The organism is Syntrophomonas zehnderi OL-4, from assembly GCF_000983115.1.
Lineage (GTDB): Bacteria > Bacillota > Syntrophomonadia > Syntrophomonadales > Syntrophomonadaceae > Syntrophomonas_B > Syntrophomonas_B zehnderi.
Genome location: NZ_CGIH01000004.1, coordinates 220,329 through 238,612, shown reverse-complemented (window position 1 = coordinate 238,612; position 18,284 = coordinate 220,329). Strand labels below are relative to the sequence as shown.

The window sequence follows — 18,284 nt, the reverse complement described above, 5'->3', positions numbered from 1 at the left end:
TTATTCGCCATCCTTTTCTGCTTGCTTAATTCTAATCTTTTCCAAATCCTTGCCTGCTACCAGCATTTGCTTGAATTCATTTAAATTCCGCTCCAGGCTGTAGTAATCCAGGACCTGTGATTCCTTGAACAGGTGCTCCATAAGTTTTTTCGGGTTTAATTCAATAATCTCCAGTTCATCAAAGAGATGATTCAGTGCTTTCACCAGGGTAGTCGTAATCACCTCGGGCAGGGTTCCGTTTTTCAATATATAGCTGATCTCCTGTTTTTCATCCGCCTGGAGATACTGAATATTATCCTTGTAATTGTTCACCTCGGTAAGGATGTTACTCTCCCAATCTTTCCAAGATGCCTCAATACGTTCTTCAATAACATCCAATCTTTGTTTTAAATCAACCCTATAACTGCTGGGAAAATGACAACGGAGGCACATGGCTTCATTCTCAAGAAGCTCCAGTTTAAAATCATCGCAGCGCAGGTTGCCGGCATTTATAATCCCGTTTTCCACATTGGCAAACAAACGCTTGTCTAGAATCCTGACGTTTTTTAACAGCAAAAGGTTTTTATATTTTTGATCAGCGGTAATCGTTTGCAGGCGACTCCAATCAACCTTGGAACCAACACAGCGTTCGTGTTCTTTATAATAAGCTGCCTGATATTTTTTACGCACCTGCTGGAGTTTCCCCAAGAGAGGCTGACGTCCGGCTGGATCAATCAGCTTTTCGGCATCAGCCAAGATCGCCAGAGCATCCGTAAGCATTTCCTCCAGACCGTCCACCTGAATGAATCCAGGAAAATCGCGGATAACCTGCTTCACTTTTAAACCATACTCCAATTCAGTTTTGATTTGGTTGGAATACATCTCATACAGGGTTACCAATTGCTGAAGCACCTGTGCAGCTTCGGCAATGGTCTGAATTTGCTCCTTGGGATAGACGATCTTTTTTAGGTCAGCCGGGGTTTTGACTCCATCAAAGTCGTTTAATGGCAAGTTGCTTAAATTAACGTGCCTGGCTTTCAACCCATTGACATCCACTACATCCCGGTGCTGCAGTGAAATGTTCGCCAGTCGGACCTGCACCTGTTCGCATTGTTCCTTTATCTCCAGATAACGGGTACGAAAATCCTGGACTGCTTCACCGCGTTTATTGGTTTTTCTCAATTTGGCTGCCTGGTCAGGCGCTATGCCGATGGCTATGAAAAGTTCAATCAGCGGCTGCGGATTAATTTCACTTTCAATGAACAGGTATTTTATATTGCCAAAGGCATCCAAACCGCTGGCAAACACCTCGGATACTTCCGAAGAACTGATCGTCTTCCCTCCGGCAGCTTTTAAAGCAATCTCCCCATTGTAGGTAAGCACCACCAGAACAAAGCTAGTCATTAAGGGATGATAGCCATAAGGAGCTTGTTCCAATTTGCTGATAAGCTTTTCTACGTCTAGATTCTTGCCGTTTTGTTCCCTCGCATCCTGCAGAATATTTTGAACGATTTCTGATTGTGCGGTATTTAACTGCCCGCTTTGATCCACCAGATCAAGCGCGCTTAAAATTGCCTTACTGCCTCCAAAGAGGGATTGAACACCGTTACGATTGATAAGATCCCTGATCGCTCCGGAAAATTCCCCCTCTATATTATCCCGGCTGATCAACTGCGGGAAACGAGGATGTTTGGGGTAAGTAGCCTCAAAGTATGGCTGCAGCAAAGTTGGTTTCAATTCAGAAAATAACTCATCAAAATTCCTAAACTCTCTGGATATCAGGCTTTTAATGGATTTTTTCTCCTTGCCGATTTCAATCATACCAGACTCCAAATAGGAACTGACTAAAGCAGCAATAAATTCTTTGCGAATACCAACCAATCTTTTTTCCATAATACTGACCTGATATTTCTCCGCAATGAGGAGGTATACCGCAGCCAGTTTTTTCAGCAATGCCTGCGCTTCTTCACTCAAGGAACCGCTGCAGACGATGCGGTTAGGAGCAGCTTTGTATCGATTCTTGGAACAGAACGGGGAGACAAAAACCAGTTGATAATCTCCGTTCTCGGCAACGATTTCACCCCTGCCGGTTTCATAGATAAACAAACCGTTGCGAAATGACCGCCGGGTGGTCCAGGTACAGGTATCCAGGTATCCTCCCGCAGGTAATTCCACTCCCAGCATGAGCTGGTCTCTTAGAATAGAGATAATTCTCTCATCTTGAATAGCATCCGGCAGATTATCGCTTCTTCTTTCAATGACCTGATCGTAATCAATCTGAACCGTAAGATCCAGATAATAATAACCGTCTTTGGTTACACTGATGAACTGCCCATCGGTTACTTTACGCAAACGGTTCAGAACCAGACCGATTTCATCACTGGCTTCCATCATTTTATTGCCGGGCAGTACCAGGAGCGTATTGGCTAATTCTTCCAGGGTAGCTCCATTGTTATTGGTCTTGCTGAAAAGATGGAGCACCGCCAGAGCTTTGACAATTTGCCGTGCTTCTGACTGATTACGGGTATCCAGCAAATCAATTTTGCTGTCCAAAGTCTGTACTGCATTGATAACCGGTGATACTGTTTCCAAGTTCTTAACCGTGTGCTTGGAATTCATTTCATCAAAAATGCGGTCATAGGTAATCAAGCAAGGGAAGGATTCATCCAGGACTTTTTCCACTTCCTGCACGGTAAATTGAATAACTCCGCGTTTTTCAAAATACGGGAGTTCACTAAAAATCTGAATCACATAAGGATGTAAGGGAAACAGATCTATATATTCATCCAGGTTGGCCTGAATATTGGGATAATACTTTTTATACTCATCAAAAAGTTTTCCCAGTTCCATTCTCTGTTCGGGCGTTTTATTCAGAACCCGGCGAGCAATAACCCGCTTGATATCTTCACGTTTAATGGTAATAACCTGGAACCGCTCTGATACCCTGCCAAAACTTTCGGCTTCATCTACATATTTGGGGTTCGAAAAAATATGTTCCTGCATGGCACCAATAAAGGTAAAGTCGCTGCTCTGCGCCACCTGACCAAGTACCCGCATGAACTGCATATCACGGGTAATTTTCTCTTTGTCCTTCTGCTTGAGAAAATCGGATATTTCGTCCATTATAACGATTAATCCCCGACTGGGGTCATCCGCTTTGATTTTATCGAGCAGATCCAGAATATTTTTCTTGTGATCCACTACTCCTTCTGTTTTGAATTCAATATCAATGGCATATTTAGCAGCCAATTGAGAGGCTACTTCAAAATAGAAGTATTGAGACAGATCCACGTCATTGGGCTGCAGTTCCCAGTGAATGATGACAAAATCCCGTTTGATTTGCTGCGCAAGTTTTTTTAGCTCTTTATCCTGGATGTATTGACGTAATTTTGGCTCAGTTAAAATTGAAATCAAAAAAGCCAGCAAATGTGATTTACCAGAACCGTAACCGCCCACAATCTGGGCAGCCTTATGCTGCGGTGCATTTATGTCTTCAAGGAGATGAACCAGGTATTCCTGCATATCCTTGGATATGACGTACTTTTCAACCATCGCCTGCTTGTCGTCAATGGCATCAATATCAATTACTTCTTTTATTTTCTCAAAGTTCAATAGCTCACGAACTTTTATCATGGTCTTCCTCCTCATTCCATACTGCAAGGCTAAAACTCAACATCTTCTATTTTACTATGAATAAGCTCACTGAGATCTATCTCTGAATAATCCTCCCGTCCCGGCTCTGAATAGCGCACCCGTTCCCCATAAACCTGGCCGTTCATAATAACAATTATTTCTTTCTCCCGGGATTTGTATTTGAAAGCCCCTACCGGATTTAATCTACCTAACTCAGGAGAAAAGAGTATGCTGGTATCATAGAGTATGACCTGATCCGGCAGCTCCTTAAACCATTCCTTTATAATCCTGCCAATCCGCAATTTTCGTTCATTCTCAGGGATACGCTCGACCAATTCCAAAATATGATCAGTCACATTAAAGGCTTGCCAGCCCTGTGGTGCCAAAGCCCCAGTAATTTTCTCATACTGCCTGGCGTTATCAATAATGACCAGCATCTTATAGTAATTACTGCGATTCTGTTCCAATAATATTTCCAGTTTCATTGTAAAACCTCCTGATCTATATAATTTATACTGCAATTATAATCATTGATTAAATAATACTCAGCCTAATTATGCTATCCAATCATAGTTCTGACCGCCAACTTCCGGTAATAGCGGATTATGAAGCCCTTCGGGTGCGCTACGCCTACATAATCTCCATTATCGAAAGGTGGCTATCCCGCTACAGGCCAGGGCTCCAGACTGCCCGATCGGCACTCACCCGCGCGCGCTGCGCGATCATATGCGCGGATGTGAGTGGCCCTCCGCCCTGCGCCTTCCGTTCGCGGACGGGACACCCTACCCACCGGAATTATACCGGCCTGGCTGCTGCGCAGACAAGGCCGTTCGGGCAGCGTGTCCTCGCTGATATCTTTTAGATTACATATTTCGTGTGACAAAATTATGTCACAATCAATCAAAGTCACCCAAAATTCATCTTATATTTTATCTAGCGGAGCGATAACAGTCCTCGCCGGACTGGCATTATAGTCCTGCCGGATTATTAAGCAATCAGGAATGGCAGGCATCTACTGATGATACCGGCTCATTTGTAAGCGCTCAAGGTTTCCTGTTGGCGGGCGCTGCCCGACCTTGACCGTTTATAACCGCCGGAGCAAGCTAGCTGCCCCCGCCCTTCCCTGAATAACCATTCCCGTTCGGTCATTCATTTCTATCTTTTTGACAAAATTCTAACTTGAAAACAAAATTCCTGCAATTGGAAGGAAAATGAATCGTTTACAACTAATTATCTGCGCAATTCCCACTGGTTAATCCATTTAAAAAAAGCCCCGCAATGGGGCTTGATTATGGTTTAAAGTTCAAACCTTGCGGCCAGCTCCACCTCCGCCAAGCCGTCAACCGTATTAACCGCATAAAGAGCAGCAAAGTGTTCTGCCAAGCATGCAGCGGGATGCGGTGGATCGGCTGAATGATTTTTTGGGGCAGTAAAGAGGAATTTTGATGACATACGCATGGGATAGGCTCAATTTATCTAATTCCATCACTGGTATGGGCAAACCCCAATACATTGTACGTCAGGAAAGATTCTATAAGCCACTACATGAAGTCGTTAGTGTTGCTATAATAAAATCCCTTAAATCAATCCTTGATACTATGTATTTTGAAGGTATAACCGACATTGTTGCTCAAATCCTAGAAGGTCAGGTAATCCCTCAATTAAATTTTTTAAAGGATATACTATCCGGTTCAATTGATGCTGATCGGATGGATTATTTATTACGTGATTCGCTTCATTGTGGAGTTAGCTACGGTAGCTTTGATCATGATCGGTTGATTGATACCTTAACTGTTTTTTCAGATGGAACTGGTAGTTTAAGTTTAGCAGTGGATCACGGTGGAATACATAGTATTGAAGCGCTTATTTTAGCCAGATACTATATGTTTACTCAGGTATACATGCATCGTACTAGGCGAATTTATGATATTTATTTGAAGGATTTTATGGAGAACTGGAAACCCGATCTGAACCCGCTTACAGCGGTTTTGGATTATGATGATATTGATTTGATTACTATGATGAAAAATGCATCTAGGGATAAAAATCATCCAAGTCACGTTGTGGCTACCAGAATTTGCTGTAGGCAACACCATTCTGTTATATATGAAACCTCAGAATTTGCCGACGCAAGAACGTTAAGAAAGGCTAAAGGTATTTTCCAAAATTTGGAGAATAACAGCAGTAATTATAATTTTATTTTGGACGAAAAAGCTAAAGGCAGTATTCATAAATTTTTTGTACCAGGCGAACACGACGAAGGTATTGAACTACAGGTAGTACATAAACAAAGGCATACCTTAATAACCGAAGAATCAAGCATTCTTGAGAAGATACCTAAATTATTCCATGTGGTACGGATTTACGTTAATGAAAAAGATCAAGCTAAGCTTAATGACTTGCGAATAAAAGCTAAAAAGATTGAAGGGGAAGTGATGTAGTTTGAGTATCTTACTATGTGACTCATTCGATGATGCAATTATTGCTTATGTTGTACACAAATGGAATAACGAGGAAACCGCTATTGCATTGGGTAGAACAATGGTTCAAAAGATCTGTTATTTCCTTAAAGCCAAGGGAGTTCCTCTAGATTTTAAATTTGATATATATCATTATGGTCCCTATTCTCAAGAACTATATTATAGAATGGAAGAATTGGTTGCCGACGGCATTGTTTTTGACGAATCTGAGCAAAAATCTAAATCAAAATATACACCTGGTGATCAAATTGAGGAACTCATAAGTAAACATGATATTTCAAATCATATAAATGATATCGACGATATAATAGGTTTGTTCAATCAATTTCACCCTACCGAAATGGAGCTTTTAGCAACAATTCATTATTTACAAACTACATCAACAAAGTATTATGGTAGCCCACCAACAAAAGACGAAATCGTTGAAAAAGTCATGACCGTTAAACGAGGAAAATTCAGTAGGGATTTGGTTTCCAGGGCATTTGATGCGTTGCATGAAACTGGTCTTTTTGCTTGGATAAGCTAATTATTGTTATAGATGTTTTTACCCCGGCCTAGCCTTGTTTTCTCTCAGCAATTAAACACTATAGACTGTGTATTATATAGTTAAGTAGCTAGATCTGAAGAAGTTTTTTTAATGTGAAGATCAAAAATACCCACTAGCCTTTTATTAGAATAGGGATAGTGGGTTAATCTTAACAGTATAATTAAACCATCAACTTATCTGTTTATCCATCCAAGCGCGCAGCTGATCCTTGCGTACCAGTATCCTTCGCCCGATTCTGACGGCCGGGAAATCTGAACGCCTGCACAGCTCATAAGCAGTCCATCTGGATACATTCAGAACCTCTGCAAGTTCATTTACCTGCAGAACTTCAGGGATATTCGACCAGGTACTCTCTACTTTCTGCGGTAATTTTGTCTCCTTACCCCTCTGCAGCCATTCCACCAAAACCCGCAAACCCTCCATCACCTTTTGTATATCCTGCTGGGACATCGCTTCCACCCAATCATCTCCTGTCCTTTTTCTTAAATCATTGCCCTGAAATCAGATAAGCAAACAAAGGTTGGCGACGGCATTAAAATTATGGCGACGATTTGGCGGCGTTAAACTAAAAGTGAATTTCTCCAGAAACAACTAAAACCGCGCAAACCTGCGCGGTTGCTTGTTTTCTACTGGAGCCGATGGGCGGATTCGAACCGCCGGCCTGCTGATTACGAATCAGCTGCTCTGCCACTGAGCCACATCGGCATTTGGGGTGGGATTTACACCATGCTACATGATAGCAATATTATTGATTGCCGTCAAGAGAGGAGTACCCGGTAGTCTATCTGGGATTTTCAACTTATGGGGAACTTCTATAGAGACAATGTAATCAATGTCGGTTCCCGGCAAGCTTAAATTTGGAAATTGCAAAAAGGAACGGTACTATCCTCTCGTTTTCCTTAAATTACTGCCCGTTAAGGCAGGTGGGTACGTTTTTAATTACTGTTTGGTTTATTTGCTATAGAGATTGTTAAATATTATTGATTTTTGGGCTGCTTTTTGGTTCGGATACCTGATAGTAATTAGGATTATTATTTACAATGGGCAGGCATCCGGGGCAGATCCAAATGATATAGGCTTTGTTGTCAATGATCTGCACCATATTCTTGAGAATGGCCTCTGGATACATCTTGCTGCAAAAGTGGCATTTTAGCACTTTCAAGACTCCTTTACTAATTCAGTTTAAGGCTTAGATAGTAACACGAAGGGTCACATCACGATTTTTCTGCACGTTTTTAAAGAGGCAGTATATATTGGTATCCGTAGTTTAATCCAGGTAGGCCCGCATGAATTCCAGTTCCATTTCGACTTTTTCATTGACAACTGCTACGGCCTTTTCAATAATGACTTCGTTTTCTCCTTCCAGTGCCTCTCGGATCAGTTGATCGAAGGGTATCTTGGACATCCTCTCAACGGCTTCGGCTACACTGACTTGGGTAAAAAAGGCGTTAAACATATTTAAGAGATTATGAAAATATCCTTCGGCCCAGGCTTCTATCTGGGTTTCATCGGGTACTCCGTTAATGGAATCGAATTTACTTATGTGCATTTTGCATCTCCTTAAGCCATGCGGCAGCCTCTGCCAGTGCCCTGCTTACGGTCTGCGGAGCCGGTCCTCCGGGGATCTGGCGTTTGGCTACACAGTTGGCGATATCCAGGTTTTGGTATACATCGGCATCTATTTTCGAGGAAAATTGCTTAAATGTCTCCAGGTCTATTTCTTCCAGAACCTGCTGGTTTTCTAGGCAGTACAGTACTGCTTGGCCGACTACGGCATGGGCATCGCGGAATGGCATGCCTTTTTCGACCAGATAATCAGCCAGATCGGTGGCATTGGTAAACCCTCCCCGGGCTTCCTGGGCCATTTTTTCTTTTTGGAAGCGGGTGGTTTGTAACAGCGGCGTAAACACCATTAAACACTTTTTAACGGTATCAAGGGCGTCAAACAAGGCTTCCTTGTCTTCCTGCATGTCTTTGTTGTAGGCCAAGGGCAATGCTTTCATCAGGGTTAAAAGGGTGATCAGATCTCCGTACACCCGACCGGTCTTGCCTCTGACCAATTCGGCTATGTCGGGGTTTTTTTTCTGCGGCATGATGCTGGAGCCGGTGGAAAATCCGTCATCTAACTGCACAAAAGCAAACTCATCGGTTGCCCAAAGTATAATCTCCTCAGAAAAACGAGATAGATGCATCATTAATATACTGGCAAAGCTGCAAAACTCTATAGCAAAATCCCGGTCACTTACTCCATCCAGACTGTTACGGGTAATATAATCAAATCCCAGTTGCTCCCGCACATATTCTCGATCCAGATTAAACCCGGTAGCCGCCAAGGCTCCTGAGCCAAGCGGCATAGCTGCCACCCGTTTGCGGCAATCATCCAAGCGTTCCACATCCCGCCTGAACATTTCAAAATAGGCCAGCAGATGATGAGCCAGGGTTATGGGCTGGGCTTTTTGCATATGGGTATAACCGGGCATGACGGTATGCAGATGCTCACCGGCAATTTTAAGCAGGGTCTCCTCTAATTCCAGCAGCAATTGCCTGATTTTTATTATTTCGTCATTTAAGTACAGGCGTATATCCAGAGCCACTTGGTCATTGCGGCTGCGGGCAGTATGCAGTTTTTTGCCGGTATCGCCTATTCGGGCAGTTAGGAAGGTTTCGATATTCATATGTATGTCTTCGGCTTCCACCGTGAATTCCAACTGTCCGTTTTCGATTTCCGACTGGATCTCTTGGAGAGCCGCCATGATATTTTCGCCTTCCTCCCGGCTGATAATACCCTGTTTGGCCAGCATAGCAGCGTGGGCCATACTTCCTCGAATGTCCTGGACATACATCCTGCTGTCAAAAGCGATGGAAGCATTAAAGTCCTCGGTTAACTTATCGGTTTGCTTGGTGAACCTACCGCTCCATAGTTTCATTTTCACACCTCAAGCTGGGTTTTCGTCCTGCTAAGTCCTAAATTGTTTAGCAATATCTATTATATTATCTTAATTCACGAAATGCATCTTTAAAATGTAAATATGAAAAATTGATTTTTAAAATAAATTTTCTTTGCAAATATTTTTCAGTTGATTTACAATTGGTGTATCAACTGTACTATTCGTCATAATACATATAAGTCGGAAAGGGGGAATTTTATGTTTGACCTGGATCTACGTAGCCGGGCACCGATCTATGAACAGCTTACAGAAAAGATCATCGAGTTGATTGTTAACGGTGTATTAAAGCCAGATGAACAGTTGCCAGCTGTTCGGGTTTTAGCCGCGGAATTGACGGTTAACCCCAATACCATTCAGAAGGCCTACAAAGAATTGGATCATCGCGGCTACATTTATTCACTGCCTGGCAAAGGTAGTTTTGTGCGCCCTGCGATTCCCGAAGACCATACGCTGCGTTTGCAAAGTCTTGAGCATGACCTCAAACGAATCATTGCCCAGATGTTGTATCTGGGTTTAAGTGCTGATCAGATTGAAAACCTGGTTAAGCATCTAATATCTACAAACAAGGGAGGCAGCAGCCATGATTGAATTGAGCGGAATCACTAAGCATTATGAGGAACTGGAAGCTCTAAACCAAGTCAGTCTATCGGTTCAAAAAGGTTCCATTTACGGGCTGGTGGGTTCCAATGGGGCCGGCAAGACTACTCTTTTAAAACTGCTGGCCGGTATTTTAAGACCGGATGCCGGGGACATCTGTATCGATTCTCAGCCGGTGTACGAAAATATTGAAATTAAGAATCGGCTTTTGCTTATTCCTGATTATATATACTTCTTTTTTAATTTTTCCATTCAGGATATGGCCGATTTTTATGCAAAAATTTACCCGCAATGGAATCAGGAACGCTTTGATAAACTGCAGGCGGTTTTTAATATCGATAATAAGCGCCGTATCCAAACCTTGTCGAAAGGTATGCAGCGTCAGGTAGCATTCTGGCTGTCTCTGTCGGCCATGCCTGATTATTTGATCCTGGACGAGCCTCTAGACGGGCTGGATCCGGTCATGCGCCAAAAGGTAAAAAACCTTATTATTCAGGATGTAGCTGACCGGGATATGACGGTAATCATCTCCTCGCATAACCTGCGCGAACTGGAAGATATCTGCGATTGTATCGGTATATTGCATAAAGGCAAAATGCTGATGCAAAGGGATTTGGACGATCTTAAGTCGGATCTGCATAAAATCCAGGTGGCATTTAAGGATGATTTGCCTGCTGCTTGGCATAATGATATTCAGGCCGTCTACCAGGAAAAAAGAGGGCGGGTAACCACATTGATCGTGCGGGGTGCCCGCGAGGAAATTATTCGCCGTATTAAGGCCCATAATCCCGCTATTATTGATGTGCTGCCACTTACTCTGGAAGAGATTTTCATTTATGAAATGGGGGATAACGGATATGAAATCAAAAACATCCTTTATTAATAGCGGAATTCTGCACAATGATTTTAAAAATTACGGTTGGATCGCTGTTGTCTACCTCTTGGGACTGCTTCTGGCTATACCCTTAAAAATCATAATGCTGCACAGCCAGGCCCAAAATCCGGAGATTATTATTGGTTCCGCTCAATATTTAGGTATTTTTAAATTTGATTCCGCATTCCAGATTATGCTTTTTATACTTATACCGATTATGACCGGACTGTGGCTGTTTCGATACCTGCAAGAAAACAACCGCAACGATATGATACACGCCCTGCCGGTTAAAAGGGTAACGCTCTATAATACCCATATTTTCTCCGGTATTGTTTTATTATCCCTGCCGCTTTTAATTACTGCCTTGGTCTCCTGGATCCTGGTGGCGGGAATGGGTATAGAATATATTAGCGGCTGGCAAATATTAAGGTGGTTCGGAAGTAGCCTGCTTTTTAATCTGATTTTTTTCATGGTCACGGTAATTACCGGCATCTGCACTGGTATATCCACCCTGCAAGGTATATTAACACTCATTCTTCTGGTGCTGCCAACCGGACTCTTTGAGCTGCTGGTCGTTAACGCCCGATTTTTTTTCTATGGATTTACCCGGGACTTTTACTCCGCCAAAACCGTTTTTTCTCCTTTATTAAGAATGGGTGACCTCAGTTATGTACCTCTACAGGCAGGTGAAGTAGTCGCCTATCTTTTGACTATACTGATTTTATTTGTATTAGGCAGCTATCTCTACCAGCAGCGCCATCTGGAAAGGGCGGGCAGCGCTATCGCTTTTGACTGGTTGCGCCCGGTTTTCAAATACGGAGTAACGTTTTGTTTTATGTTATTATTGGGTGCATATTTCTATGATACCCAGCAAGCCAGTCTGACCTGGATGTATTTCGGCTATTTTCTAGGTTCCCTGCTGGCTTATTTCCTGGTTGAAATACTGCTTACCAAGTCGACCCGGGTGTGGCACAAGCAAGCCTTAAAAGGCTATGGAATCTACGTATTGGTGATGCTTATTGTAATCGGCGGGCTAAATTTTGACTTTACCGGTTTTGAGCGCAGGCAGCCTGATCTGGCTAAAGTAGAGAGTATATACCTGGACAGATCTTTTTACAATTTGCGGGAAGCAGACGTGAACCGCCGGGCATCTGTGCAAGAAACCGAACATGCATATTGGCTGAAACCGGTTCCATGTAATTTTAAAGATCAAACTAACCTGACCAATATCTACGCATTGCACCAAAAAATAATCGAAAACCGCGACCGGGATAGAAAACTTATCAATATCCCCTACCGACACTACCAACATTATGAAGAAGTTTGTCTGGTTTATAATATGAAAAACGGGCAGCACATCTACCGTCAATATGTACTGCCTAAGGATAAATACCGGGATCTGCTGAAACCTATTTACGAATCCCCGGAAGCTAAGCTGCTGCAAAATGATATCTTCCGGATAGATACACAGCAGATTAAAACACTGGCTATTCATGGATACGATGTGAGTGATAAAGAAGTTTTTATATCAGATCCGCAATTAATAAAGCAAGCCGTAGCAATCTTAAAGAAAGAAATCCTTAAGCAAAGCTATGCTGATATGAACTCAAACAAGGTACCCTGGGCCGAAATCGCCCTGTTCAAAAACGATCAACAGCGCATTCACGTAGCCTGGCAGAAGTCTTTTTTGGAATTTGAACAATGGCTTATAGAAATAGATAAACGTGATCAGGCCCGAGTCATTGCCAATCAGGATATAGAATACGCAGTAGTTGAAAAAATACCCGCTGATAATGAAGCAGCCTGGAGAACGCTTGAGAGCAAGGATGAACGTCAGGCTATTCAAGAAATGGAAAAGAGACCGGGTACTCTAAAGATAACCGATACGGATAAACTGGAGATATGTCTTAATAATTATATTAATGTCTACCGGCCGGTTTACAACATCCGCTTTCTGCTTAAAAATGGTCAAACCTTATCCGGTGGTTTTTCCGAAAATGATGTGCCTGATTTTATAAAAGAGCATTTTTAGATCTAAAAAAACCCGGCACTCGATCTTGAGTGCCGGGCATTGTTAGGGTTGCGATTTCATCGGAGCGACCAAAGGTCGCACCTACAAATTGCCGATTCTTTCGAGCATTCGATTATGCTGCTGATAACGTTTAATTAATTAAAGATAATCCCCCTGCGGGGACTACTGATGCTCCCTAACGGTCACTATTAAGGCTGCCCCCTGCGGGGACTACTGATGCTCCCTAACGGTCACTATTAAGGCTGCCCCCTGCGGGGACTACTGATATGAACTTCGTTCATAATTAAGGTTGCTGTGTAAATCTGTCTGATCTGTGCTATCTGTGTCTATTAGAACCGCGTGAATCCGCGGAAATCCGCGTTATCCGCGTCTATTAAACTCACTTGATATAGCCTTGAATAACCTCCAGGAACTGCTGGCCGTACTTTTTTAATTTGTTTTCGCCCACTCCAGGGATGTCCAGCATCTCTTCCTGATCGCGGGGAACCCGGCAGCTCATTTCCTTTAAGGTACTGTCATGGAATATAACATATGGAGGCACCCCTTCCCGGCCAGCTATTTCTTTGCGGCGAATCCTGAGCAGGTCAAATAAATCGCTCTGCGGTGCAGCCGTTTCGGGCACCCGGGGCATCTTTACCAGAACCCTTTCCTTACCGCGCAGCACCGGGTTAGCTTTAGGCAGCAAGCGTATAACCGGATACTGTCCGCCGGTATTATATATGTATTCCTCCGCTTCGAGCAGATGCATGAGATCAACGATCGCCGGGATGTTCATTTCGCTCATAATGCCATAGGTAGAAAGCCGGTCAAAGCCCAGATTTAAAATCCGTTTGTTTTTTGAACCCTTCAGCACACCGGCAACCAGATTCATCCCATACTGTTCCTGCATACGCAGCATACAGGAGAAGATCTTTTGAGCTTCGATCGTAATATCGCGCACCTCGTATTCCTGTCCGCAATTAGCACAGTTGCCGCAGTGATTGGCCGCATCTTCTTCTCCAAAGTAATTTAAGATATACTGCTGCAGACAGCGGCTGCTATGACAGTAATCGATCATACTCTGCAGCTTTTTATACTCTCCGCTTTTTCTGGCTTCGTCTAAATCGCTGTTCTCGATAAGGTACTTTTGGATCTGGACATCCCCCGGCGCATAAAGAAGAATACAATCTGCCTGTTCGCCATCCCGCCCGGCCCGTCCGGCTTCCTGGTAATAGGCTTCCAGATGGCGGGGCATATTGTGATGGATTACATAACGGACGTTGGATTTGTCAATACCCAGACCAAAGGCATTGGTAGCCACAATAATCCTTGTCTCATCAAAGAGGAAATCTTCCTGGTTCTGCTGTCTTTCTTCATGGTTCATTCCGGCATGATATCGACCCACCGAGTAGCCCTTGGAATGCAGGTGTTCATACAGGGCATCCACCTCTTTGCGGGTTGCCGCATAAATAATACCGGCCTGCTCGGGATGGGTGTCTATATAGCGGGTGATGAATTTGGTCTTGTCGACACCTTTGGCCGCCGACAGATGCAGGTTTTCCCTTTTAAAACCGGTTACGTAGATATCCGGGTTGGACAGCTTAAGAAGTTTGATGATATCGTCCCGCACCTGCTGGGTAGCCGTGGCTGTAAATGCCGCCACGGTTGGACGTGATGGCAGATCCGCTATCCAGGGGGCAATTTGCAGATAGGAGGGACGGAAATCATGTCCCCACTGGGAAACGCAATGGGCTTCATCTATCGCTATCAAGGAAACCGGCAGGTTTCTAAGCAGATTGGTAAAAACCTCTGAGGCCAGCCGTTCAGGAGCCACATATAAAATCTTGTAATGGCCCTGACTGGCTTCAACCAGACAACGCCGGACTTCCCCGGCCTCCATACTGCTGTTGAGGCAGGCCGCAGTAATGCCCAGCTCATTTAAGGCGTCCACTTGATCTTTCATTAAGGCGATCAGGGGTGAAATAACCAGGCTTAATCCCGGCTGCAGTAAGGCTGGCAACTGATAACAGATTGACTTGCCTCCCCCGGTAGGCATGATGCCTAAGGTGTCCTGCCCGGCCAGAATGCTATCTATAATATCTGACTGCCCGGTTTTAAAGCTGTTATAACCAAAATATCTTTTTAAAGCTGACTGTATATCATAATTCATGGTACTTCTCCCTTAAAAACGGTCGTCTGGCCCGCAGCCCGCCAGTGTCTTAGGATTTTAGCCATATTAAGCCTTGGCAACCGTTTACAAGGCGGGTTCTTGCTAAATATTTACCACCCGAACTTCATGGACATAGGCTCGACATAATTCAGCCATATCCTCCATTTCCCCTTTGCTGAAAGGTACGATCTCTCCGTAACTGGGATCCAGGGTTACCCGAGGGTTAAACTGCTGCAGAGTATATCTATCAGCACCCTTGATATAGCGGGCCATTTCTTCAACATCTCCGGGTGTATGCAGGAGCGGTATTAAGGTAGAACGAAATTCCACTTTAATATCGCTTAGATTATTAAGCAGATGGATGGAGTTTCTGATTTGGAAAAAATCATGGCTGGACAAACGTCCGCAGGCCCTAAGGTAGCTCTTGAATTCCACCGGAGCCTTGATATCCATGGCTACATAATCCAAAAGACCCTCCCGCAGTAATCTTTCCACCATTACAGCATTGGTGCCGTTGGTATCGAGTTTGACCAGATAACCCAGGGATTTAATCCTTTTTATGGCCTCGGGCAGTTCCTCATTAAGGGTTGGCTCGCCTCCGCTGATAACCACAGCATCAAGAAAGCCCTGGCGTTCCTTTAAAAAACGCAGGACTTCTTCTAATCCAGTCAGAGCCGCACCATCATTTTTGGTTTTTATCAGCAGTTGGGGATTATGACAAAAAGGGCAGCGCATATTGCAGCCCCGGGTGAAAAGAACGGCCGCTATTTCACCCGGGTAATCAACCAGACTTTGTTTTATTATTCCGCCAAAATTCATATTAATTTATCGCCTTGTCAAATACACTTCTTTCTTTGAACTCTTCCTGTTTGCCGGCATTCCATTGGTCAATGGGGCGAAGATACCCTACCACCCGTGAATAGACTTCGCAGACCGTCTGTTTGCCTTCGGCTTCACAAATGGGACAGCTATGATGTTGTCCGCTTATATAGCCATGGCTGGGACAGATACTAAAGGTCGGAGTAACCGTGAAATACGGTAGTTTAAACTGCTCACACACCTTAAACACCAGTTTTTTAACGGATGTTATAGAGGATATGGATTCACCCAGGAATATATGGAAGGTCGTTCCTCCCGTATAGCGGGTCTGCAGTTCATCCTGGATCAGCAAGGCCTCAAAAAGATCATCGGTGTAGTTTACCGGCAACTGGGTGGAATTCGTGTAATAAGGCTCGGCTCCTTTTTTATAATCAGCTTCATTGGCAACGATGATCTGGGGATAGGTCTCCTTGTCCTTGCGGGCAATCCCATAAGAAACGCCCTCAGCCGGAGTGGCCTCCAGATTATAGATGTTGCCGCTTTCCTCCTGGTATTGACTGAGTCTCTCCCGCATAAAATCCATTACTTCCTTGGTGAAAGCTATCCCCGCAGGACTGGCCAGATCCTGTCCCAAAAAGTTCAGGCAGGACTCATTCATTCCTACCATGCCGATGGTGGAGAAATGATTCTTCCAATACTGGCCAAATCCAGCTTTTACATTGCGCAGATAGAATTGCGAGTAGGGATAAAGCCCTGATTCCGTTAGATTCTCCAATACCTTGCGTTTTATTTCCAGGCTATCGCGGGCTACATCCATGACTTCAGCCAAACGCTCAAAATATTCTTGCTTGCTTGAGGACAGATATCCCAGACGGCTCATATTGATGGTGACTACGCCGATAGAGCCGGTCAGGGGATTGGCTCCAAACAAGCCGCCGCCGCGTTTTCTTAATTCCCGGTTATCCAGGCGCAGCCGGCAACACATGCTGCGGGCATCTTCCGGACTCATATCGGAATTGATAAAGTTGGAGAAGTTTGGGATGCCATATTTGGCGGTTATTTCCCAAATTTTATCGTAGTTGGGATTGTCCCAATCAAAATCTTTCGTAATATTATAGGTGGGGATCGGGAAGGTAAAGACCCGCTCCTCGCAGTCCCCCTCCATCATGACCTCAGCAAAGGCCTGATTGAAGATATCCATTTCCGCCTGAAACTCCCCGTAAGTCGCATCCATATATTTACCACCGATTATTACCGGCTCATCCTTCATAAACTCCGGTACCTTAAGATCCAAAGTTACATTTGTAAAAGGTGTTTGGAACCCAACCCTAGTGGGGACGTTCATGTTGAATACGAATTCCTGCAGCCCCTGTTTGACCTGTTTATAATCTAAATTATCATAACGAATAAAGGGGGCCAGGAGGGTATCAAAATTGGAAAATGCCTGCGCACCGGCTGCTTCACCCTGGAGGGTGAAGAAAAAGTTAACGATCTGTCCCAGGATAGAACGAAAATGTTTAGCCGGGCCGCTGGCGACTTTGCCGCGCACGCCTTTAAAACCTTCTAAGAGAAGATCCCGTATATCCCAGCCCACACAATAAACACCTAATATCCCCAGATCGTGAATGTGAAAATCTCCGCTGCTCTGCATGGCTTTCATTTGCGGGGTATAAATCTGATCCAGCCAATACTGGGATACTATTACGGATGATAAATGGAAATTCATCCCCTGCAAGGAGTAGGTCATATTTGAATTTTCTTTGATTCTCCAATCGTTGCGTTCCAGATAGTTGGTAATTATTTGGTTGTTAAAAAGAAGCTGATCGACCTGGCGCAGATCCTCATGCTGCTTGCGGTAGAGTATATAGGCTTTGGCCGTCTTATAGTGGCCGTTTTTAACCAATACCTTCTCGACCAGATCCTGTATGCTTTCCACGGTAGCTATCTCATCATCATCTACATATTGGGCAATTTCAACTACTTTATCGGCTAATTCCTGGGCGGTCTGATAATCCTTGCCGCCTACCGCCTTGGCTGCCTTGTAAATGGCCTGAGCAATCTTCTCTTTTTCAAAATCGACGATCCGGCCATCCCTTTTTTTAATCCTGCTGATATCCACAAGCATCCTCCTTAATAAAGCTTCATACCACAACATATATGGCATCTAAAAACTAGAACCACTATATGATGTATTTTCATTATCCTCCTTGCGCGGGACAGACGCAA

At 44.0% G+C, this 18,284-nt stretch carries 14 protein-coding genes and 1 tRNA gene; 5 read left to right on the top strand and 10 right to left on the bottom strand.

The features are described 5' to 3' along the window. The 3 genes from AAV90_RS01725 to AAV90_RS15215 all read right to left on the bottom strand — a co-directional run bounded on the left by AAV90_RS01725 (nt 1) and on the right by AAV90_RS15215 (nt 5,064). Complete coding sequence (locus tag AAV90_RS01725) at nt 1-3,612, bottom strand: DUF6079 family protein (protein ID WP_046495069.1); 3,612 nt, start codon at nt 3,610-3,612, stop codon at nt 1-3. A 29-nt stretch (nt 3,613-3,641) separates the two neighbouring features. Beyond that, a complete protein-coding gene (brxF, locus tag AAV90_RS01720) occupies nt 3,642-4,097 on the bottom strand; it encodes a BREX-3 system P-loop-containing protein BrxF (protein WP_046495067.1) in 456 nt (151 codons plus the stop codon). A gap of 811 nt (nt 4,098-4,908) precedes the next feature. Continuing rightward, nucleotides 4,909-5,064: a hypothetical protein gene (locus AAV90_RS15215; RefSeq protein ID WP_207642026.1), complete on the bottom strand. Its 156-nt coding sequence runs from the start codon at nt 5,062-5,064 to the stop codon at nt 4,909-4,911. Here AAV90_RS15215 and AAV90_RS01715 point away from each other — a divergent pair. Together AAV90_RS01715 and AAV90_RS01710 are read left to right on the top strand one after the other, a co-directional pair. Continuing rightward, entirely contained in the window at nt 5,058-6,053 is a 996-nt protein-coding gene (locus AAV90_RS01715; protein WP_052729531.1) for an HD domain-containing protein, read from the top strand. The two genes, AAV90_RS15215 and AAV90_RS01715, sit on opposite strands and share 7 nt — an antisense overlap. Before the next feature lies 1 nt (nt 6,054). Beyond that, on the top strand, nt 6,055-6,618 hold the full coding sequence (locus AAV90_RS01710; RefSeq protein WP_052729530.1) for a hypothetical protein: 564 nt from the start codon (nt 6,055-6,057) through the stop codon (nt 6,616-6,618). A gap of 189 nt (nt 6,619-6,807) precedes the next feature. Here AAV90_RS01710 and AAV90_RS14610 read toward each other — a convergent pair whose 3' ends face one another. The 4 genes from AAV90_RS14610 to argH all read right to left on the bottom strand — a co-directional run bounded on the left by AAV90_RS14610 (nt 6,808) and on the right by argH (nt 9,566). Continuing rightward, nucleotides 6,808-7,089, bottom strand: a complete 282-nt coding sequence (locus tag AAV90_RS14610; protein WP_242847461.1) for a helix-turn-helix domain-containing protein — start codon at nt 7,087-7,089, stop codon at nt 6,808-6,810. Nucleotides 7,090-7,269: 180 nt separating this feature from the next. After that, nucleotides 7,270-7,344: transfer RNA gene (locus AAV90_RS01700), tRNA-Thr, on the bottom strand. A 562-nt stretch (nt 7,345-7,906) separates the two neighbouring features. Continuing rightward, entirely contained in the window at nt 7,907-8,188 is a 282-nt protein-coding gene (locus AAV90_RS01690; protein WP_046495063.1) for a hypothetical protein, read from the bottom strand. After that, nucleotides 8,175-9,566, bottom strand: a complete 1,392-nt coding sequence (gene argH / locus AAV90_RS01685) for an argininosuccinate lyase (protein ID WP_046495062.1) — start codon at nt 9,564-9,566, stop codon at nt 8,175-8,177. The genes AAV90_RS01690 and argH overlap by 14 nt, the downstream gene beginning before the upstream one ends. A 219-nt stretch (nt 9,567-9,785) precedes the next feature. Here argH and AAV90_RS01680 point away from each other — a divergent pair, with 219 nt between their 5' ends. The 3 genes from AAV90_RS01680 to AAV90_RS01670 are packed head-to-tail and all read left to right on the top strand — an operon-like array spanning nt 9,786 to nt 13,090. Next, on the top strand, nt 9,786-10,175 hold the full coding sequence (locus AAV90_RS01680) for a GntR family transcriptional regulator (protein ID WP_046495060.1): 390 nt from the start codon (nt 9,786-9,788) through the stop codon (nt 10,173-10,175). Next, a complete protein-coding gene (locus tag AAV90_RS01675) occupies nt 10,168-11,067 on the top strand; it encodes an ABC transporter ATP-binding protein (RefSeq protein ID WP_046495058.1) in 900 nt (299 codons plus the stop codon). Before AAV90_RS01680 ends, AAV90_RS01675 begins: the two co-directional genes overlap by 8 nt. Next, on the top strand, nt 11,042-13,090 hold the full coding sequence (locus tag AAV90_RS01670) for a DUF6449 domain-containing protein (protein WP_046495056.1): 2,049 nt from the start codon (nt 11,042-11,044) through the stop codon (nt 13,088-13,090). The genes AAV90_RS01675 and AAV90_RS01670 overlap by 26 nt, the downstream gene beginning before the upstream one ends. A 379-nt stretch (nt 13,091-13,469) precedes the next feature. Here AAV90_RS01670 and recQ read toward each other — a convergent pair whose 3' ends face one another. The 3 genes from recQ to AAV90_RS01655 all read right to left on the bottom strand — a co-directional run bounded on the left by recQ (nt 13,470) and on the right by AAV90_RS01655 (nt 18,177). Continuing rightward, complete coding sequence (gene recQ / locus AAV90_RS01665; RefSeq protein ID WP_046495054.1) at nt 13,470-15,239, bottom strand: DNA helicase RecQ; 1,770 nt, start codon at nt 15,237-15,239, stop codon at nt 13,470-13,472. 102 nt (nt 15,240-15,341) lie between these two features. Beyond that, nucleotides 15,342-16,058 carry an anaerobic ribonucleoside-triphosphate reductase activating protein gene (locus tag AAV90_RS01660; RefSeq protein ID WP_046495052.1) on the bottom strand — a complete coding sequence of 239 codons (717 nt, stop codon included), beginning with the start codon at nt 16,056-16,058 and terminating at the stop codon, nt 15,342-15,344. Nucleotide 16,059: 1 nt separating this feature from the next. Continuing rightward, the gene (locus AAV90_RS01655; protein ID WP_242847457.1) at nt 16,060-18,177 is read right to left on the bottom strand and encodes a ribonucleoside triphosphate reductase; all 2,118 of its coding nucleotides are present in this window, start codon (nt 18,175-18,177) and stop codon (nt 16,060-16,062) included. Nucleotides 18,178-18,284 lie beyond the last annotated feature (107 nt).